This window comes from Pseudomonas sp. BGA-UO-ETr-WB11 (genome assembly GCF_059567785.1).
The window spans coordinates 352,541-372,983 of record NZ_JCAQOS010000004.1 but is presented as its reverse complement, the minus strand read 5'-3'; the positions used below and the strand labels follow the sequence as shown (position 1 = coordinate 372,983).

16 protein-coding genes are annotated in these 20,443 nt (G+C 59.3%); 3 read left to right on the top strand and 13 right to left on the bottom strand.

Annotated elements, in window-relative coordinates; all coding sequences use genetic code 11:
• Positions 1–61 precede the first annotated feature (61 nt).
• From AC56DI_RS04870 to sdhC, 5 genes are all read right to left on the bottom strand, one after another.
• A complete protein-coding gene (locus AC56DI_RS04870) occupies positions 62–2,893 on the bottom strand; it encodes a 2-oxoglutarate dehydrogenase E1 component (RefSeq protein ID WP_496345175.1) in 2,832 nt (943 codons plus the stop codon).
• A 251-nt stretch (positions 2,894–3,144) separates the two neighbouring features.
• Complete coding sequence (locus tag AC56DI_RS04865; protein WP_496345174.1) at positions 3,145–3,852, bottom strand: succinate dehydrogenase iron-sulfur subunit; 708 nt, start codon at positions 3,850–3,852, stop codon at positions 3,145–3,147.
• An 11-nt stretch (positions 3,853–3,863) separates the two neighbouring features.
• Positions 3,864–5,636: a succinate dehydrogenase flavoprotein subunit gene (gene sdhA, locus AC56DI_RS04860; RefSeq protein WP_324520992.1), complete on the bottom strand. Its 1,773-nt coding sequence runs from the start codon at positions 5,634–5,636 to the stop codon at positions 3,864–3,866.
• Positions 5,637–5,639: 3 nt separating this feature from the next.
• Positions 5,640–6,008, bottom strand: coding sequence for a succinate dehydrogenase, hydrophobic membrane anchor protein (gene sdhD / locus AC56DI_RS04855; protein WP_496345173.1), 369 nt, complete (start codon positions 6,006–6,008; stop codon positions 5,640–5,642).
• Entirely contained in the window at positions 6,002–6,376 is a 375-nt protein-coding gene (sdhC, locus tag AC56DI_RS04850; protein WP_496345172.1) for a succinate dehydrogenase, cytochrome b556 subunit, read from the bottom strand. The genes sdhD and sdhC overlap by 7 nt, the downstream gene beginning before the upstream one ends.
• 361 nt (positions 6,377–6,737) lie before the next feature.
• Between sdhC and gltA the strand changes: the two genes are divergently transcribed.
• A complete protein-coding gene (gene gltA / locus AC56DI_RS04845) occupies positions 6,738–8,027 on the top strand; it encodes a citrate synthase (protein WP_324520989.1) in 1,290 nt (429 codons plus the stop codon).
• Positions 8,028–8,149: 122 nt separating this feature from the next.
• Here the strand turns inward: gltA and AC56DI_RS04840 are convergent, their stop codons facing one another.
• A complete protein-coding gene (locus AC56DI_RS04840; protein ID WP_496345171.1) occupies positions 8,150–8,842 on the bottom strand; it encodes a PA2778 family cysteine peptidase in 693 nt (230 codons plus the stop codon).
• Between the two features lie 64 nt (positions 8,843–8,906).
• A complete protein-coding gene (locus AC56DI_RS04835) occupies positions 8,907–10,196 on the bottom strand; it encodes an NAD(P)/FAD-dependent oxidoreductase (RefSeq protein ID WP_496345170.1) in 1,290 nt (429 codons plus the stop codon).
• A gap of 135 nt (positions 10,197–10,331) precedes the next feature.
• Here AC56DI_RS04835 and AC56DI_RS04830 point away from each other — a divergent pair, with 135 nt between their 5' ends.
• Positions 10,332–10,880: a helix-turn-helix domain-containing protein gene (locus AC56DI_RS04830; protein WP_496345169.1), complete on the top strand. Its 549-nt coding sequence runs from the start codon at positions 10,332–10,334 to the stop codon at positions 10,878–10,880.
• A gap of 68 nt (positions 10,881–10,948) precedes the next feature.
• Here the strand turns inward: AC56DI_RS04830 and pgm are convergent, their stop codons facing one another.
• From pgm to AC56DI_RS04800, 6 genes are all read right to left on the bottom strand, one after another.
• Complete coding sequence (gene pgm / locus AC56DI_RS04825) at positions 10,949–12,604, bottom strand: phosphoglucomutase (alpha-D-glucose-1,6-bisphosphate-dependent) (protein ID WP_496345168.1); 1,656 nt, start codon at positions 12,602–12,604, stop codon at positions 10,949–10,951.
• A 264-nt stretch (positions 12,605–12,868) separates the two neighbouring features.
• Positions 12,869–14,056 carry a 2-methylaconitate cis-trans isomerase PrpF gene (prpF, locus tag AC56DI_RS04820; RefSeq protein ID WP_496345167.1) on the bottom strand — a complete coding sequence of 396 codons (1,188 nt, stop codon included), beginning with the start codon at positions 14,054–14,056 and terminating at the stop codon, positions 12,869–12,871.
• A 101-nt stretch (positions 14,057–14,157) separates the two neighbouring features.
• The gene (acnD, locus tag AC56DI_RS04815) at positions 14,158–16,761 is read right to left on the bottom strand and encodes a Fe/S-dependent 2-methylisocitrate dehydratase AcnD (RefSeq protein WP_496345166.1); all 2,604 of its coding nucleotides are present in this window, start codon (positions 16,759–16,761) and stop codon (positions 14,158–14,160) included.
• Entirely contained in the window at positions 16,758–17,918 is a 1,161-nt protein-coding gene (gene prpC / locus AC56DI_RS04810) for a bifunctional 2-methylcitrate synthase/citrate synthase (RefSeq protein ID WP_496345165.1), read from the bottom strand. Before prpC ends, acnD begins: the two co-directional genes overlap by 4 nt.
• Positions 17,919–17,991: 73 nt before the next feature.
• Positions 17,992–18,882 (bottom strand): methylisocitrate lyase, encoded by an 891-nt coding sequence (gene prpB, locus AC56DI_RS04805; RefSeq protein ID WP_496345164.1) that lies wholly within the window; start codon positions 18,880–18,882, stop codon positions 17,992–17,994.
• Positions 18,879–19,601, bottom strand: coding sequence for a GntR family transcriptional regulator (locus tag AC56DI_RS04800; protein ID WP_496345163.1), 723 nt, complete (start codon positions 19,599–19,601; stop codon positions 18,879–18,881). The genes prpB and AC56DI_RS04800 overlap by 4 nt, the downstream gene beginning before the upstream one ends.
• Positions 19,602–19,901: 300 nt before the next feature.
• Between AC56DI_RS04800 and rloA the strand changes: the two genes are divergently transcribed.
• Entirely contained in the window at positions 19,902–20,438 is a 537-nt protein-coding gene (rloA, locus tag AC56DI_RS04795; RefSeq protein WP_496345162.1) for a retropepsin-like aspartic peptidase RloA, read from the top strand.
• Positions 20,439–20,443 lie beyond the last annotated feature (5 nt).

The window sequence follows — 20,443 nt, the reverse complement described above, 5'->3', positions numbered from 1 at the left end:
TTCCTTAAATTCGGTTTCTTCTACGAGGCGGCCTCAACAGGCCGCCCGTTGCGCGAAGGCGTTAAACAGTAAAGGCGTCAAGCAGGAGTTTGTCCTGCTGTTCCGCGTGCATTGAGGCATAACCGCAGGCTGGCGCCGCAGAACCATCACGGCCGGCATACTCAAGAAACAAGGTTTTCTTGTGCGCAGTAGCCACACGCCGCATGTGATGCTGACTGCAGTACCACGCGCCCTGGTTCATTGGTTCTTCCTGACACCAGACGATGTGCTTGAGGTTTTTGTAAGGTGCCAAAACCTCCGCCAAGTCGTCTTCCGGGAACGGATACAGCTGTTCAATACGCACGATGGCGATGTCTTCACGGCCTTCAGCGCGGCGCTTCTCCAGCAAGTCGTAGTAAACCTTGCCGCTGCACAGCACCACTCGCTCTACTTTCTTCGCGTCGTGGGCATCGACTTCACCCAGTACGGTCTGGAACGAGCCTTCAGCCAATTCTTCCAAGGTCGAGATAGCCAATTTGTGCCGCAACAGAGACTTAGGGGTCAATGCGACCAAAGGCTTACGCAGCGGACGAATCACCTGGCGACGCAGCATGTGGTAGACCTGCGCCGGCGTGGTCGGGACACATACCTGAATGTTGTGCTCAGCGCACAATTGCAGGTAGCGCTCCAAACGTGCCGAGGAGTGCTCTGGCCCCTGCCCTTCGTAGCCGTGCGGCAAGAGCATGGTCAGACCGCACAGACGGCCCCACTTGTGCTCACCACTGGTGATGAACTGGTCCACCACCACCTGGGCACCGTTGGCGAAGTCGCCGAACTGCGCTTCCCAAATGACCAGCGCATTGGGTGTGGTGGTCGAATAACCGTATTCAAAAGCCAGTACAGCCTCTTCGGACAACAGCGAGTCATACAGGTCGAAACGCGGCTGGCCTTCGTAGAGGTGCTGCAGGGCAATGTGAGTGCTGGCGTCTTTCTGGTTGTGCAGCGCCGCATGGCGGTGCGAGAAAGTGCCGCGACCCACATCCTGACCGGTAATACGGATCGGATGACCTTCGAACAACAAGGTGGCGTAAGCCATGGTCTCGGCGTAGCCCCAGTTGATTGGCAGCGCACCGGCTGTCATTTTCTGGCGGTCTTCGAGAATTTTCGCGACCTGGCGCTGAACCACAAAGCCGTCTGGGGTTTCCAGTAGCTTATTGGACAGTTCCTGCAGGGTTTTCAGCTCGAAACGCGTGTCGTGCCGCGCATTCCAGGCGTGCCCCAAGTACGGACGCCAGTCGACGAACAACTCTTCGTTCGGCTGTTTGACCAGGCTTTTGACCACATGCTGGCCGTTATCCAGCGCATTACGGTAGTCATCGACCTTGGCTTGCACCGCATCACTGCTGTGGCTGCCGGCCTGGGTCAGCGCATCGGCGTAGAGCTCACGAGTGGTGCGCTGCTTGGTGATTTGCTGATACATCAGCGGCTGGGTGCCACTCGGCTCATCGGCCTCGTTGTGACCACGACGACGGTAGCAAACCAGATCGATCACCACATCACGCTTGAACTGCATGCGGTAATCAATGGCCAGCTGGGTAACAAACAGTACAGCTTCCGGATCATCGCCGTTCACGTGCAGGATCGGCGCCTGAATCATCTTGGCAACGTCGGTGCAGTACTCAGTGGAGCGCGAGTCTTCCGGGTTGCTGATGGTGAAACCGACCTGGTTGTTGATCACGATGTGGATGGTGCCGCCTGTTTTGAAACCACGGGTCTGCGACATCTGGAAGGTTTCCATGACCACACCCTGACCGGCAAACGCCGCATCACCGTGCAGGGAAACCGGTAGAACCTTGTCACCGGTGGTGTCGAGGCGACGATCCTGACGGGCACGCACCGAACCCTCTACCACTGGCGAAACGATCTCCAGGTGGGACGGGTTGAAGGCCATGGCCAGGTGAACTTCGCCACCGCTGGTCATCACGTTGGACGAGAAGCCCTGGTGGTATTTAACGTCGCCAGAACCCAGTTCAACCTTCTTCTTGCCTTCGAACTCGTCGAACAGGTCGCGCGGGTTTTTGCCGAAGGTGTTGACCAGCACGTTGAGACGGCCACGGTGGGCCATGCCGATAACGATTTCCTTGGTGCCATAAGAGCCGCAGCGCTGGATGATCTCGTCCAGCAGCGGAATCAGGCTCTCGCCACCCTCCAGGCCGAAACGCTTGGTGCCCGGGTACTTGGTGCCCAGGTATTTTTCCAGGCCTTCGGCGGCGGTCAGACGCTCAAGCAGATGGCTTTGCGCATCGGCACTGATCTGCGGACGGCCGCGCACGCTTTCGAGGCGCTGCTGGAACCACTTGCGCTGCTCGGAATCGACGATATGGGTGAATTCGGCGCCAATGGTCCGGCAATAGGTCTGCCGCAACGCATCGTGAATCTCACGCAGGGTCGCCTCTTCTTTGCCGATATACAGCTCACCGGTACGGAAGACGGTATCCAAGTCAGCAGCGGTCAGACCGTAATGGTCAATCGACAGATCGGCGGGAGACGTACGTTGCCATAACCCCAAAGGATCGAGCTGGGCGGCCTGGTGCCCGCGCATGCGATAAGCCTGAATCAGCCGAAGGACTTCGACCTGCTTCTTCTCATGCTCAGTGCTAACGCTGCCGGCAGAAACCGGTTGGGCGCGGCGCTGGTTTTTGGCCAGTAAAACGAAGTGATCGCGAACCGTAGAATGCGAAACATCGGTGACAGAACTGCCGTCAGCGGGCAGCTTCTGGAAATAGGTGCGCCATTCATCTGGCACAGCGTTGGGATCGTGCAGGTAAAGCTCATAGAGCTCTTCCACATAGGCAGCGTTACCACCGGATAGGTGGGCACTGTTCCACATGCGCTGCATCACGCTTTCTTGCATGCTTGGTCACCCTCGGTAAGGGGACACCATCGGCGTAGATGCCGTAGTTAAGCTAGAACCGAGTCCTGGTGCAGCGACTTCGGTAAAGCCACTACGGGATCCTGCAGATAGTCCGGGTACCAGCCCGGATGCCCCTGCTGGTCGTCGTATTTACGATTTATGAAACGCGGCTTTGTGAGCTGCGTTCTTATTGACCACGGCGCGGAAGTATCTCCGCAGCCGTGGGTATTGCTGGTAAAGCTATTCGTTTATCAGGTCGCGCTTTGCAGCAGCATGCTACGTATGTGGCCGATTGCCTTGGTCGGATTGAGACCTTTAGGGCAAACGTTCACGCAGTTCATGATGCCGCGGCAACGGAACACGCTGAACGGGTCATCCAGTGAAGCCAGACGCTCTTCAGTCTTGGTGTCACGGCTGTCGGCCAAGAAGCGATAGGCCTGCAACAGTGCCGCTGGACCGAGGAACTTATCAGGGTTCCACCAGAACGACGGGCAAGACGTCGAGCAGCATGCGCACAGAATGCACTCATACAGACCGTCGAGCTTCTCGCGCTCTTCTGGCGACTGTAGACGCTCAATGGCAGGGCTCGGCGAATCGTTCTGCAGGAATGGCTGCACCTTCTCGTACTGCTTGTAGAAGATGCTCATATCGACCACCAGGTCACGAATGACCGGCAAGCCAGGCAGCGGGCGAATAACCAGCTTGCCGCCCTTCAGCCCTGCCTCTGACAGCGGGGTGATGCAGGCCAGACCATTCTTGCCATTGATGTTCATGCCATCAGAGCCGCAAACACCTTCGCGGCAGGAACGGCGGTAGGAAAAACCCTGGTCCTGTTCTTTGATCAGAGCCAGCACGTCAAGAACCATGATGTCCTTGCCGTCGGTATTGACCTGGAAGTCCTGCATGAACGGCGCCGCATCCTGGTCAGGGTTGTAGCGATAAACACTGACTTGCAACATATCGGTCACCCTTAGTAAGTCCGAATCTTGGGTTCAAACACAGGTACAGTCTTCGGTGCGAAGTTAACGGCGCGCTTGCTTACGCGCTTTTCACCCGGGAAGTACAGGGAGTGGCACAACCAGTTTTCGTCGTCACGATCTTCGAAGTCTTCGCGGGCGTGGGCGCCACGGGACTCGGTGCGCGTATCTGCCGCAATGGCCGTCGCTTCTGCCACTTCCAGAAGGTTCTGCAGTTCAAGGGCTTCGAGGCGAGCAGTGTTGAACGCTTGGCTCTTGTCCGTGATTTTTACGTTGGCAATGCGCTCGCGCAGGCCAACCAACTGTTCAATACCCTTCTTCATGTATTCGCCAGTACGGAATACACCGAAGTAGTTCTGCATGCAGGTCTGCAGCTCTTTACGCAGCGGTGCTACGTCTTCGCCAGTGGTGCGCTCGTTGACGCCATTCAGACGCTTGAGCGAAACCTCGATATCGGTCTCGGTGGCACCACGGTGCTCGATACCCTCTTTCAAGGCTTTCTCCAGGTGCATGCCGGCGGCACGACCGAAGACCACCAAGTCCAGCAGCGAGTTACCGCCGAGACGGTTGGCGCCGTGTACCGATACGCATGCCACTTCACCGACCGCAAACAGACCTTCAATGATCTTGTCGTTGCCGTTGGCATCCTGAGTGATGGCCTGACCATGAATGTTGGTCGGCACGCCGCCCATCATGTAATGGCAGGTAGGCACAACAGGAATCGGGGCAGTCACTGGATCGACGTGAGCAAACGTCTTGGACAGCTCACAGATACCCGGCAGACGGCTGTGCAGCACTTCTTCGCCCAGGTGATCGAGCTTGAGCATCACGTGGTCGCCATCTGGACCACAACCGTTGCCGGCGATGATTTCCTTGACCATGGAGCGTGCAACAACGTCGCGACCAGCCAAGTCTTTGGCGTTGGGCGCATAACGCTCCATGAAACGCTCGCCATGCTTGTTGATCAGGTAGCCACCTTCACCACGGCAACCTTCAGTCACCAGGGTACCGGCACCGGCGATACCGGTCGGGTGGAACTGCCACATTTCGATGTCTTGCACCGGCACGCCAGCACGCAGTGCCATACCAATACCGTCACCGGTGTTGATCAGGGCGTTGGTGGTCGATGCATAGATGCGACCCGCACCACCGGTGGCCAGAACCACAGCCTTAGAGCGGATATAAACGGTCTCGCCGGTTTCAATGCAGATTGCAATGACGCCAACAAACGCACCGTCTTGGTTCTTCACCAGATCGACAGCAAACCACTCGTTAAGGAACGAGGTGCCGGCTTTCAAGTTGGCTTGGTAAAGCGTATGCAGCAGCGCGTGACCGGTACGGTCAGCAGCGGCACAGGTACGAGCAGCCTGGGTGGAGTTGTCCGGACCCTTGGACTGACCACCGAACGGACGCTGGTAGATGCGACCCTGTTCGGTACGGGAGAACGGCAGCCCCATGTGTTCCAGTTCGAATACAGCCTCTGGACCCACCGAACACATGTATTCGATAGCGTCTTGGTCGCCGATATAGTCGGAACCTTTGACGGTATCGTACATGTGCCAGCGCCAGTCATCATGCGGGTCAGCCGAAGCGATTGCGCAAGTGATGCCGCCCTGAGCGGAAACGGTGTGCGAGCGAGTCGGGAACACCTTGGTGACTACAGCAGTCTTGTGACCACCTTGTGCCAGTTGCAGCGCAGCGCGCATGCCGGCACCACCACCACCAATAATGATGGCGTCGTAAGAAAGCGTACGAATGTTAGCCATGAATCAGATACCCCAAAGAATCTGCACACCCCAGACAAAGAACGTGAACATGGCGATGCCACACGTTGCCTGGAAGAGAAAACGCACAACAGTCGCCCACTTACCCAGTGCCATTGGCGTCAGGTAGTCGGTGGAGATGGTCCACATGCCGACCCAGGCGTGCACGCCAATGGCGACCAGGGCCAGCAGACTGAAGATACGCATCCAGTTCTGGGAGAACAGACCATGCCAATCGGCGAAGCTCAAGCCGGGGTTGGCAATCAGGTATCCCAACAGAAAGAGAAAATAAGCCGCCAGTGCTACAGCGGAAACACGCTGGGCCATCCAGTCATAGAGGCCCGAACGCGAGAAGTTCGTGACGTTGGTTACCATATCCACACCCCTGCCAGCACGATCACTACCGCAGACACGGCAAGAACGATTTGCGAGCCCAGTTTGCCGCCTTCCAGCGTCTCACCGATGCCCATGTCCATAATCAGATGGCGCACACCGGCCACCAAGTGATACAGCAGTGCGGAGAGCAGACCCCAAATCACCAGCTTGGCCAGCGGGCTAGTCATACACGCCTTCACCTGCTCGAAGCCTTCTTCGGACGCCAGCGATTTGTCGAGCGCATAGAGCAGCACGGCAATGCCAACAAAAAGAATGACACCGGAGATACGGTGAAGAATGGACGTGTAAGCAGTGATTGGGAGCTTGATCGTCCTAAGGTCTAGGTTTACAGGTCTTTGGCTTTTCACGGCTTATTTTCACACTGAGAGCCCCTAACAATCAGGGCAAAGTTGTCGGGAAGTGCACAGGTCAGTTACCCACCACCCAGGGAGTGACGACATCCAGAATACAGGCCCTAAAGCCCCTGGCGGTCGGGGGTAGAGTATAGACAGTTAGGGTACTAATGACAACGCACCGACCTTACCCAAAGAGCGCATTGCGCTCTTTATTGAAAGAGCGTAAATAGCCGCTTTTTACCTGCAAAAACAAGGCTCAAACCCCGCTGCCGACTGGGTTCCGGCAAATTGACTTTAGAATTTATCGCTCTATAGTGGTCGAGCCCTGCGTGGGGGGCAGTTGATGATTCCAAGCATAATTAGGAGGCCACACATGGCTGACAAAAAAGCGCAGTTGATCATCGAGGGCGCAGCCCCCGTCGAACTGCCCGTTTTATCCGGCACCGTTGGTCCCGATGTAATTGACGTACGGGGCTTAACCGCCACGGGCCGTTTCACTTTTGATCCTGGCTTTATGTCCACCGCCTCTTGCGAGTCGAAGATCACCTATATCGATGGTGACCAGGGCATATTGCTGCATCGCGGCTATCCGATTGAGCAATTGGCCGAGAAGTCCGACTACCTTGAGACCTGCTTCCTGCTGCTGAACGGCGAGTTGCCAAATGCAGCCGAGAAAGAACAGTTCGTCAACACCATCAAAAACCACACCATGGTCCATGAGCAGCTGAAAAGCTTCCTCAATGGCTTCCGCCGTGATGCCCACCCGATGGCCATCATGTGTGGCGTAGTCGGCGCACTGTCTGCCTTCTACCACGACTCCCTGGACATCAACGACGCGCACCACCGCGAAGTATCGGCCATGCGCCTAATCGCCAAGATGCCGACCATCGCTGCTCTGGCCTACAAGTACTCCATGGGCCAGCCCATGATGTACCCGCGTAATGACCTGAACTACGCAGAAAACTTCCTGCACATGATGTTCAACACCCCGTGCGAGATCAAACCGATCAGCCCGGTGCTGGCCAAAGCAATGGACCGTATTTTCGTCCTGCATGCTGACCATGAGCAGAACGCTTCTACCTCCACCGTTCGTTTGGCTGGCTCTTCAGGTGCCAACCCGTTCGCCTGTATCGCTGCCGGCATCGCCGCGCTGTGGGGCCCCGCTCATGGCGGCGCCAACGAAGCCGTACTGAGCATGCTGGACGAGATCGGCAGCGTCGATAACATCGACAAGTTCATCGCCAAGGCCAAGGACAAGAACGATCCGTTCAAGTTGATGGGCTTCGGTCATCGCGTTTATAAAAACCGCGACCCGCGTGCCACCGTGATGAAACAAACCTGCGACGAAGTACTGAAAGAACTGGGTATCACCAACGATCCGCAACTGGCCCTGGCCATGCGTCTGGAAGAGATCGCCCTGACCGACCCGTACTTCAAAGAGCGCAACCTGTACCCGAACGTCGACTTCTACTCGGGCATCATCTTGAAGGCAATCGGCATCCCAACCAGCATGTTCACGGTGATTTTCGCCATGTCCCGTACTGTTGGCTGGATCTCGCACTGGAAAGAAATGCTCTCCAGCCCGTACAAAATTGGCCGTCCGCGCCAGCTGTACACCGGCTACCCGCAGCGCGACATGACTGCACTGAAAGACCGCAAGTAAGTTTGCGACGGTAATACAGACTGTCCATCGGGCAGTCTGTGCGACATAAAAAATGCCCTCTATCGAAAGATCGAGGGCATTTTTTGTTGTCAGTTAAAAACTCAGCAGCTCCAGCAGCACGCTTATCGAGGCAAAGGGCTGCGCTGCAACGCCCGCCGCGCATTGGCGGCCGCCTCTTTGTGCCCGGCCCGCGCCACTTCATCCGCCGCCAACAACCAGCGCTGGGCATCGACCTTGGCCGGCAACTGCACCGGGGCCAGCACCAGCACCGCCCAGGCGCCGGAAGACTGCCAGGCCGACTCGAAACTGGAAAAACTGGTTTGCCAGCGCCGGCTATTACCCGCGCGCAGCAACAGGGTCTGCTCCGCCCGGTCATAGCCCACCAGCACCGCATAGCGCGGCATCGCCACCCAAGCCAAGCCTTCATTGAAGCGCAGCAACACCGGCAAGCCCGCCGCCACCTGCTCAAGCAACGCTTGCAAGGTCGGCTGCAGCGGATACACCAGCAGTCCATGGCTATTCACTTGAGTCAGCATATTTTGCTGCAGACGCTCCTCAGCCTCGGGCAATTGCAGCGCCTTAGCCTGCAAGCCCGGCGAAGTGTCCACGCCCTGCTGCACCAGCAGGCTGGCCAGGGCCGTCGGCGCACCTTGATAAGCACGCTCAGGGAAGGCCGGCACATCCGTCAGCTCCACCCGCTCGGGCAAGGGCCGCAGTGCCTGCTGCAAGGCCGTCGGCCCACTACAGGCCGACAAACTCAGGCAGGTAGCAAGCGCCAACGGCAGGCAATACGAAGAGCGACGGGAGAGCGGCACGTGGAGGTCCTTCTAAACAGGCAGGTGCCGCCATGATACTGACAGACGAGCAGCACCGCACCGCTCAAAAGGCATCGCGCAGACGGTAATAGGCCTTACCGATAGCCTCCAGCGGCGCCGCCAGATGGCGACCACCCGGGAAGTCATAGGCCTTGATGCGCTGAAAAACCTGCAGGTCGGCATCATCACCCAGGATCGCATCCGCCACCGCCCGCGCACTGGCCAGGGTGGGCAGCACCCCGTGCCCGGAGAAGCCCTGCAGCCAGTAGAGGTTGTTACGCCCACCCACGTCCGGCGTGCGTTTGAGACTGACATCAATATGCCCACCCCAGGCAAACTCAATGGGCACCCCGCGTAGTTGCGGGAATACCCGCTCCAGATAGGGTCGTGTCGCCGCAGCGATATCCCGCGGCATGCCGCCAAGATAAGTGCAGCCACCCCCGAACAGCAGGCGCTGATCCGGGCTCAGACGAAAGTAATCGAGCACAAACTGGTTATCGGTCACGCAGGCATTGCCCGGCAACAGGGACTGCGCCTGCTCGACCGACAGCGGCGCAGTGGCGACCTGATAGGTCCCAACCGGCAAGACGCGCCGCGAGATCGCCGGCGCCAGTTGATCAATATAGGTATTGGCGGCCAGCACCAAGGCACCACAACGCACCCGGCCGTGCTCGCACTGCACTTCGTAGCCATCGCTGCTGGCCTGATAGCTGAGCGCCCGGCTTTGCTCGAAGATCAGCCCGCCGTGGCGCTCAATGGTATCCGCCAGGCCACACACCAGCTTGAGCGGGTTGAGATGACCACCCTCAGGATCAAACAAGCCGGCTTGATAACGCTGACTGCCGATCCACTCCGGCAACTGTTCCTTAGTCACGAACTGCAGGCGGTCATATCCCCACTTCTGCGCGGCCTGCTCCTGCCACTCATGCAGATGGCTAACTCGTCGTGCCAACACCGAGGTCCACAAATGCCCTGCGCGGTAGTCGATATCGAAACCATGGCGTTGCGGTAGCGCCTGAATCTCTTCAGCGGCCCAGCGCACCAACTGCCACAGGCGCAATGCCCCCTCGTGCCCCAGCGCGACCTCAAGGGGCGGCATATCGCAGGACCAGCCAAGAATTGCCTGACCACCGTTACGGCCTGAGGCGGCCCAACCGATCCGGCTCGCCTCCAGCACAGCCACCCGCTTGCCGGCCAACACCAGGCGCAGCGCCGTGTGCAGACCACTGAAGCCGGCACCGATGATCGCCACATCGACATCCAGATCGGCGGCTAACGCCGGCCATGGACGTAACTGCTCGGCGCAACTGCTGGCGTAGTAACTGTCAACGTGCTGGCTGGCTAAGCAGAACATTACTGAAATACCTCACTTAAAGTTTCATGAAATTTACTTTAATTAATTTCATGAAACAAGCGCTCTCATATTTCATACCAGCGCGCAATCCCGGCATAATCGCTACGCCCTTCCCGCTCAACAGTCAGGTCCAGCATGCACAGCGCTCAGTCGACATTACTGGCACAGATCATTCGCGATCTGCGCAAACGCAAGAAAGTCACCTTGCAGCAACTGGCAGACCGCATCGAGCGCTCCATCGGCTTCGTCTCGCAGATCGAACGCGGCCTGTCGCAACCCAGCGTCGAAGATCTGCACGCCATCGGCCTGGCCCTGGACGTACCCAGCACCTACTTCGTCGAGCAAGCTGTCAGCCCGCACCAGCAATGGCTAACCCGGCCCAATGAACGGCGCACCCTGAGTTACGCCCGCGGCATTACCGACCAGGTGATCTCACCGGCCCTGTCAAAGCAATTCATCATGCTGGAAACCCTGCTGGAGCCTGGTTCAGACACCGGCGAGCGCAGCATCATCGACAGCGTCGAGCAAGGTGGTTATGTACTGGAGGGCGAGTTGACCCTGTGGATCAACGAACAAGAGCTACACCTTGGCCCCGGCGATGCCTTTCAGATCACCAGCGGCGTGTCGTGCCGCTATGCCAATCGCGGCAGCAGTAATACCAAGGTCTTGTGGGTTTACAGCTGAGCCCGAATGGGCGGGCAGCGTGGTGACGCAAGGCGAGCCAGAACAACCTGACCCGCCCGCTCACAGGATCAGCCAGCGCTTGGCGCGATAGCTGCATTTACCAGCTCTTGCGCCTCACTCACCAGGCGCTGCAAATGCGCATCACCGAGGAAGCTTTCCGCGTAAATCTTGTAGATGTCTTCGGTACCCGAGGGCCGTGCGGCGAACCAGCCGTTGGCGGTCATGACCTTCAAGCCCCCAATCGCTTCGTTGTTGCCCGGCGCATGGCTGAGAATGCTCTGAATCGCCTCGCCTGCCAGCTCGGTGGACCGCACCTGCTCCGGCGCCAGTTTGCTCAACTGCTTTTTCTGCTCAGGCGTAGCGGCCGCGTCGATGCGGGTAGCCACCGGCTCGCCCAATTCCTGCACCAGTGCCTGATAGCGCTCGCCAGGGTCACGACCGCTGCGGGCGGTCATCTCGGCAGCCAGCAGGGCCGGAATCAAACCGTCCTTGTCCGTGCTCCACACCGAACCGTCACGGCGTAGAAAGGAGGCGCCGGCGCTTTCTTCGCCGCCGAAACCCAAGGAGCCGTCAAACAAGCCGGCGGCGAAATACTTGAAGCCCACCGGCACTTCATACAAACGCCGGCCAAGCTTGTGACTGACCCGATCAATCAGGCCGCTGCTCACCACGGTCTTGCCAACAGCCGCGTCGCTGCGCCACTGCGGGCGGTTCTGGTACAGATAATCGATGGCCACCGCCAGGTAATTATTCGGCTGCATCAGGCCCACGCTCGGGGTGACGATGCCATGGCGGTCGTGATCCGGGTCGCAGGCAAAGGCCACCTGATAACGGTCTTTCAGGGCAATCAGGCCGCGCATGGCGTAGGCCGATGACGGATCCATACGCACCCGGCCATCCCAGTCCAGGCTCATAAAGCGAAAGGTCGGATCGACCTGTTTGTTCACCACATCCAGATTCAGCTTGTAGTGCTCGGCAATCGCCGACCAATAGTTGACCCCGGCGCCACCCAGCGGGTCGACGCCCAGGCGCAGGCCGGAATCGGCAATGGCCTGCATGTCTATGACGCTGCCCAGATCAGCCACGTAGCTGTTCAGGTAGTCATGCCGATGGGTGGTGCTGGCCTTGAGGGCTTGGGCATAACCAATGCGCTTGACGCCCTGCAGGCCGGCAGCCAGCAGCTCATTTGCACGGTTTTCGATCCAGCGAGTGATGTCGCTGTCGGCCGGGCCGCCATTGGTGGGGTTGTACTTGAAGCCACCGCTTTCCGGCGGGTTGTGCGACGGCGTAATGACGATACCGTCGGCCAGGCCGCGTGTACGACCACGGTTGTAGCAGAGGATGGCGTGGGAAATCGCCGGGGTCGGGGTGTACTCGTCATCGGCCGCCAGCATCACGTCGACGCCATTGGCCGCCAGCACTTCCAGAGCGCTGGCACTGGCCGGCGTGGACAGCGCATGGGTGTCGATACCGAGAAACAGCGGACCGTTGATGCCTTGGGCGTGGCGGTATTCGCAAATCGCCTGGCTGATAGCCAGCACGTGCCACTCGTTGAAGCTCAGGTCAAAGGAGCAGCCCCGATGGCCCGAGGTGCCGAACGCCACGCGTTGGGTGCTGATGCTCGGGTCCGGCTGGCCGGTGTAATAGGCGCTGACCAGCAGCGGCACATTGACCAGCATTTCGGGCAAAACCTGGCTACCGGCCAACGGGTGGGTGTTACTCATGTGACGCTCCATGGGTTGAGTCAGGCGCCAAGTTTAACCATTTCAGGCGTAGGCATAACGGCTTTGCGGGAAGAAAATGCGCGCCGAGGGGGCGTGCGCAAGCCCTTACTGGAGCCAGCATGCTGGCGATTCAGGCGAAGCGACTCAACCCGCTCACCCGCATTCGCATCGCCACACAGGCGCAACCGGCGATTGGCTGCATGTCCCACCTCCCTGTGGGGCACACACCTACGCCTGGTGCTTGCACTCAGGTCATCGTGCAGCTCAGAAGCTGTCGCCCGGCACCCGCACCCAGCCTTCCATCAGCACCCGCGCACTGCGGCTCATGATCGCCTTGGTCACGGTCCACTCGCCATTGACTTGGACGGCTTCGGCGCCGACCCGCAAGGTGCCGGACGGATGCCCAAAGCGTACCGCTGTACGCGCACCGCCACCTGCGGCGAGGTTCACCAAGGTGCCGGGCACCGCGGCGGCCGTACCAATGGCCACGGCACAGGTGCCCATCATGGCGTGGTGCAGCTTGCCCATCGACAAAGCCCGAACCAGCAAATCGATCTCGCTGGCGGCGATAGTCTTACCACTGGAGGCCGCGTAGTCCTTCGGTTTGGCGACGAAGGCGATCTTGGGCGTGTGCTGACGTTTGGCCGCCTCTTCCGGCGTCTTGATCAGCCCCATGCGCAGGGCTCCGGCAATGCGGATCTGCTCGAATCTTGCCAGCGCCTGGGGATCCGTGTTGATCGCCTCGCGCAGTTCGGTGCCGGTGTAGCCAATGTCTTCGGCATTGACGAACACGGTGGGAATGCCGGCCGAGATCATGGTGGCCTTAAGCGTGCCGATGCCGGGCACCTCAAGGTCGTCGACCAGATTGCCGGTGGGGAACATAGAGCCACCCTCCTCCCCATCATCGGAAGGATCGAGGAACTCCAGCACGATCTCGGCAGCAGGAAAGGTCACCCCGTCCAGCTCGAAATCGCCGGTTTCCTGCACATGACCATCGGTCACGGGCACATGGGCGATGATGGTTTTCTGGATATTGGCCTGCCAGATGCGCACCACGCAGGTGCCGTTCTGCGGAATGCGGGCTGGATCAACCAGACCAGCATGGATCGCAAAGGCACCGGCAGCGGTCGACAGGTTGCCGCAGTTGCCGGACCAGTCGACGAAGGCCGAATCAATCGACACCTGGCCATACAGATAGTCCACGTCATGCTCGGGCACGGCGCTTTTGGCCAGAATTACGCACTTGCTGGTGCTCGATGTCGCGCAGCCCATGCCGTCGATATGGGCGGCATAGGGATCTGGGCTGCCGATCACCCGCATAAACAACTGGTCACGCGCAGCGCCTGGCACCTGGCAGCGCTCGGGTAGGTCCTGCAGACGGAAGAACACACCCTTGCTAGTACCGCCACGGATATAGGTAGCGGGAATTTTGATCTGGGGTTGCTGAGCCATGATGGTGTCCTGGCTAAGGGATAAAAGTAGCCCGGATGGCATCCGGGCTACAGACTCAATGCACCGCATGGGTATCGCTGCGCTCAACCCATCCTACGGCCTCAATTGGCGGTCGACTCCAGGAAGTCTTGAGCGAAGCGCTGCAGCACGCCGCCCGCCTCGTACACCGAGACTTCCTCGTCGCTGTCCAGGCGGCAGGTCATCGGCACCTCGACCACTTCACCATTCTTGCGGCGAATAACCAGAGTCAGATCGTTACGCGGCTTGCGTTCGCCGATCACGTCATAGGTTTCGGTGCCGTCGATGCCCAGCGTCAGGCGGGTAGTGCCCGGCTTGAACTCCAGCGGCAGTACGCCCATGCCGATCAGGTTGGTGCGGTGAATGCGTTCGAAACCCTCGGCCGCAATCACTTCCACACCCGCCAGGCGCACGCCCTTGGCTGCCCAGTCGCGGGACGAGCCCTGACCGTAGTCGGCACCGGCGACGATGATCAGTGGCTGCTTACGCTCCATGTAGGTTTCGATGGCTTCCCACATGCGCGTCACCTTGCCTTCCGGCTCGATGCGGGTCAGTGAGCCTTTCTTCACCTGACCATCAACCACGGCCATTTCGTTGACCAGTTGCGGGTTGGCGAACGTGGCGCGCTGGGTGGTCAGGTGGTCGCCGCGGTGGGTGGCGTAGGAGTTGAAGTCCTCTTCCGGCAAACCCATTTTGTGCAAGTACTCACCGGCGGCGCTGTTCAACATGATGGCGTTGGACGGCGACAAGTGATCGGTGGTGATGTTGTCCGGCAACACCGCCAGCGGGCGCATGCCTTTGAGCGTGCGTTCGCCAGCCAGCGCGCCTTCCCAGTACGGCGGACGGCGAATATACGTAGACATCGGCCGCCAGTCATACAGCGGGCTGACCTTGCTGGCGCTGTCTTCCTGGATGGCGAACATCGGGATGTAGACCTTGCGGAACTGCTCCGGCTTGACCGCCGCCTTGACCACGGCATCGATCTCTTCATCGGTCGGCCAGATGTCCTTCAGGCGAATTTCTTTGCCATCGACCACGGCCAGCACATCTTTCTCGATGTCAAAACGCATGGTGCCGGCAATCGCGTATGCCACGACCAGTGGCGGCGATGCCAGGAACGCCTGCTTGGCGTACGGATGAATGCGCCCGTCGAAGTTGCGGTTACCCGACAACACGGCAGTGGCGTATAGATCACGATCGATGATCTCTTGCTGGATCGCCGGGTCCAATGCGCCGGACATGCCGTTGCAGGTGGTGCAAGCGAAGGCCACCACGCCGAAACCGAGGGCTTCCAGCTCCTTGGTCAGGCCTGCCTCGTCGAGGTACATGGACACCGTCTTCGAGCCAGGCGCCAGGGACGATTTCACCCACGGTTTGCGGGTCAGACCGAGCTTATTGGCGTTGCGCGCCAGTAAGCCTGCGGCAATCACGTTGCGCGGGTTACTGGTGTTGGTGCAGCTGGTGATGGCCGCGATGATCACCGCGCCATCGGGCATCAGCCCCTGGGCCTCTTCGGCGCGAGCCTTGTCCAGGTCGACAGCAATGCCGCGGGCCGCCAGGTCAGCGACCGGCAGACGGCGATGCGGATTGCTCGGCCCGGCCAGGGTGCGCACCACGGTGGACAGGTCGAAGCTGAGCACGCGCTCATATTCGGCCTCCACCAGGCTGTCAGCCCACAGACCCGTGGTCTTGGCGTACAGCTCGACCAGTTTGACCTGTTCGTCGTCACGACCGGTGAGTTTGAGGTAATCAATGGTCTGCTGGTCGATGGCAAACATTGCCGCTGTCGCACCGTATTCCGGCGCCATGTTGGAGATGGTCGCGCGGTCGCCCAGGCCCAAACTGGCGGCACCGGCGCCGAAGAACTCGAGGTAAGCACCAACCACCTTCTGCTGACGCAGGAACTCGGTCAGCGACAGCACCACGTCAGTGGCGGTGATACCTGGACCGGCCTTGCCACTCAGCTCGACGCCGATGATGTCGGGCAGGCGCATCCAGGAGGCGCGACCAAGCATGACGTTCTCGGCTTCAAGGCCGCCTACGCCGATGGCGATCACGCCCAAGGCATCAACGTGCGGGGTGTGACTGTCGGTACCCACGCAGGTGTCCGGGAAGGCTACGCCGTCGCGCGCCTGGATCACCGGAGACATTTTCTCCAGGTTGATCTGGTGCATGATGCCGTTGCCAGGCGGGATCACGTCGACGTTCTTGAACGCCTGCTTGGTCCAGTTGATGAAGTGGAAACGGTCTTCGTTGCGACGGTCTTCAATGGCGCGGTTCTTCTCGAATGCCTGCGGATCGAAACCACCGCACTCGACAGCCAGCGAGTGGTCGACGATCAACTGAACCGGCACCACCGGATTGACCTGGGCCGGGTCACCACCCTGATCAGCGATGGCATCACGCAAACCGGCCAAATCGACCAGTGCGGTTTGACCGAGAATGTCGTGGCAAACCACGCGGGCCGGGAACCAGGGGAAGTCGAGGTCGCGCTTGCGCTCGATTAACTGGCTCAGCGAAGCCTGCAAAGTGGCCGGATCACAGCGACGCACGAGGTTTTCCGCCAGTACGCGGGAGGTGTACGGCAGCTTGGCGTAGGCACCCGGCGCGATGGCGTCCACCGCCTCGCGGGTATCGAAATAGTCCAGCGCAGTGCCAGTTAGAGACTTACGAAATTGGCTGTTCATGGGCGGTCCTTGAGCGATACAAAGGTCAGGTCTTCCGGGCCAACGTAGTTGGCACTTGGGCGGATGATCTTGCCGTCGATACGCTGTTCGATAACGTGGGAAGACCAGCCCGAAGTCCGGGCAATCACGAACAACGGCGTGAACATGGCCGTCGGCACACCCATCATGTGGTAGCTGACCGCACTGAACCAATCGAGGTTGGGGAACATCTTCTTAGCATCCCACATCACGCTTTCCAGGCGCTCGGCGATGTCGAACATCTTGCTGTTGCCCTGTTCGGCACTCAGCTGACGCGCCACCTCTTTGATCACCTTGTTGCGCGGGTCGGCCACGGTGTACACCGGGTGGCCAAAGCCAATCACTACTTCTTTCTTCTCAACACGGGCACGGATGTCGGCCTCAGCTTCATCCGGGCTGTCGTAGCGCTTCTGGATCTCGAAGGCCACTTCATTGGCCCCGCCGTGCTTAGGCCCGCGCAGCGCGCCGATGCCACCACAGATCGCGGAAAACATGTCAGAGCCCGTGCCCGCCACAACCCGCGAGGTAAAGGTCGAGGCGTTGAACTCATGCTCGGCATACAAAATCAGCGACACGTGCATGGCACGCACCCAGCTCTCCCGTGGCGCCTCACCATGGAGCAGGTGCAGGAAGTGGCCGCCAATGGAATCATCGTCGGTTTCAACGTCGATGCGCTTGCCGTTGTGGCTGAAGTGATACCAGTACAGCAACACCGAACCCAGCGAAGCCATCAGCTTGTCAGCGATGTCGCGGGCGCCTGGGTGATTGTGGTCGTCCTTCTCCGGCGACAGGCAACCCAATACAGAAACGCCGGTACGCATCACGTCCATCGGATGAGCAGATGGCGGCAGTTGCTCCAGCGCCGTTTTCAGTGCTGCCGGCAGGCCGCGCAACGCTTTCAGCTTGGCCTTGTAGCCGGCCAGCTCTGCAACATTGGGAAACTTGCCATGCACCAGCAGGTGGGCAATTTCTTCAAACTCACAGGTGGTGGCGACATCCAGAATGTCATAGCCACGGTAATGCAGGTCGTTACCGCTGCGGCCAACAGTGCACAGCGCGGTATTGCCGGCAGCTGTACCACTCAGGGCCACAGACTTCTTTGGCTTGAAGCCAGGGGTGGTTTCGGTGCTAGCGCTCATCAGGGGGTTCTCCTCATCCAATCCGGTGGGATGCTTCTTGTTTTTACGCGGGTCTTCGCGACCCGCGATCCGGTTATTTCTTGGCGGCAAACAACGCGTCGAGGTGCTGTTCGAAGGCGTGGTAGTTGATGCGCTCGTAGAGTTCCATGCGGGTCTGCATGGTATCGATCACATTCTTTTGGGTGCCGTCACGACGCAAGGCGGTGTAGACATTCTCGGCAGCCTTGTTCATGGCGCGGAAGGCCGACAGCGGGTAGAGCACCAGGGATACGTCTACGCTGGCCAGCTCTTCGGTGGTGTACAGCGGCGTGGCGCCAAACTCGGTGATGTTGGCCAGAATCGGCGCCTTAATGCGGTCGGCGAAGGTCTTGTACATGGCCAGTTCGGTGATAGCTTCCGGGAAGATCATGTCGGCGCCGGCTTCGATGCAGGCGGCAGCACGGTCCAGCGCCGAGTTGAGACCTTCAACGGCCAACGCATCGGTACGCGCCATGATCACGAAGCTGTCATCGGTGCGGGCATCGACGGCGGCCTTGATGCGGTCAACCATTTCCTGCTGGGTCACGATCTCTTTATTAGGGCGATGACCGCAGCGCTTGGCGCCGACCTGGTCTTCGATATGGATAGCGGCAGCGCCAAACTTGATCATTGACTTGACGGTACGGGCGACGTTGAACGCCGAGGAGCCGAAGCCGGTATCCACGTCCACCAGCAAAGGCAGGTCGCAGACGTCGGTGATCCGCCGCACGTCGGTGAGTACATCATCCAGACCCGTAATACCCAGGTCAGGCAGGCCCAGAGAGCCCGCAGCAACACCACCACCCGAGAGATAAATAGCCTTGAAGCCGGCACGCTGTGCCAGCAAGGCGTGGTTTGCGTTGATCGCGCCGACTACCTGCAATGGATGCTCGGCCGCAACCGCGTCGCGAAAACGTTGACCTGGCGTGCTCTTGACTGAACTCATGACTCAGCTCCTGATTTAGTGGTCTTGTCTGCAGCGCCCAGATAGTGGCGCTCAATATTGCGCTTGGATGCGCCGATGTGACGGCGCATTAGCAACTCGGCCAGCTCACCGTCACGGTCAGCAATGGCATCGAGAATTCGGTGGTGCTCGGCAAAGGCCTGGCGCGGCCGGTTGGGCGTCGCGGAAAACTGGATGCGGTACATGCGCACCAGTTGATACAGCTCGCCGCACAGCATCTGGCTAAGGGTGCGATTGCCGCTGCCCTGAATGATGCGGTAGTGAAAATCGAAATCGCCTTCTTGCTGGTAATAGCCCACGCCAGCCTTGAAGGCGGCATCCTGCTCGTGGGTATCCAGCACCCGGCGTAACTCATCGATCTCCGCCGCACTCATGCGCTCGGCCGCTAGACGACAGGCCATGCCCTCCAGCGATTCGCGGATTTCGTACAGTTCAATCAACTCGGCATGACTAAGGGACACCACCCGTGCGCCCACATGGGGGATGCGCACAAGCAGCTTCTGCCCTTCCAGGCGGTGGATCGCTTCGCGCAGAGGGCCACGGCTGATGCCGTAAACCCGCGCCAACTCGGGCTCAGAGATCTTGCTGCCTGGGGCGATCTCACCCTTGACGATGGCAGCCTGAATGCGCCGGAACACGTGTTCGGACAGGGTTTCCGTATCGTCTGACTGGAGACTGGTGAGGCCACTGACATTGGTCATATTGTCGACACATCAGAAAATAGTGAGGCAAAAATAAGCTTTTAACTGCAGCAATGTCAAACAATCGACAGTAACTGTCGACAATTCGCCAGTAAATAATAGCCACAAAGCTTCAGCGGATACTTGCACAAACGCTTATAACCTTATGTCCCCACTGAAAAAGCCCATGTTAGAATGCTCAACCTAGCTTTCACCCTGGCGTCTTTGACAAGCCTGCTAGAATTCCAAGGCTGGTTGATTGACGGCTACTCGCCTCTCCGCCGCCCTCTTTACCCAACCACCGCTATTGCTTTTGGACTTATGACAAACAAGCCCTTTGCCCTACTCTCTTGCCTGGCCCTGCTACCCAGCGTAAGCCTCGCCGCAGAAAAGCCGGTGTTTGGCCTCAATGAGTACGCGCAACTGGCGGGACTCAACCTCGAAGTGGCCGCCAAACTCGATACCGGGGCCAAGACAGCATCGCTCAGCGCCCGCGACATCACCCGTTTTAAGCGCGACGGCGAGACCTGGGTACGTTTCTACCTGGCCATCGACGACGCCCACGAGCACCCGATTGAGCGGCCCCTGGCACGTATCAGCAAGATCAAACGCCGCGCCGGAGATGTTGACCCCGACGAAGGCAAGACCTATACCGCACGACCGGTGATTGAACTGGCCATCTGCATGGGTAAGACCGTGCGCAGCATCGAGGTCAACCTGACCGACCGCAGCGCCTTCCAATACCCCTTGCTGATTGGCTCGGAAGCCTTGAAACGCTTCAACGCCCTGATTGACCCAAACCTTAAATACGCAGCAGGAAAACCTGCCTGCGCCCCTGACGCACACTCTGCCGAGTAATCCAC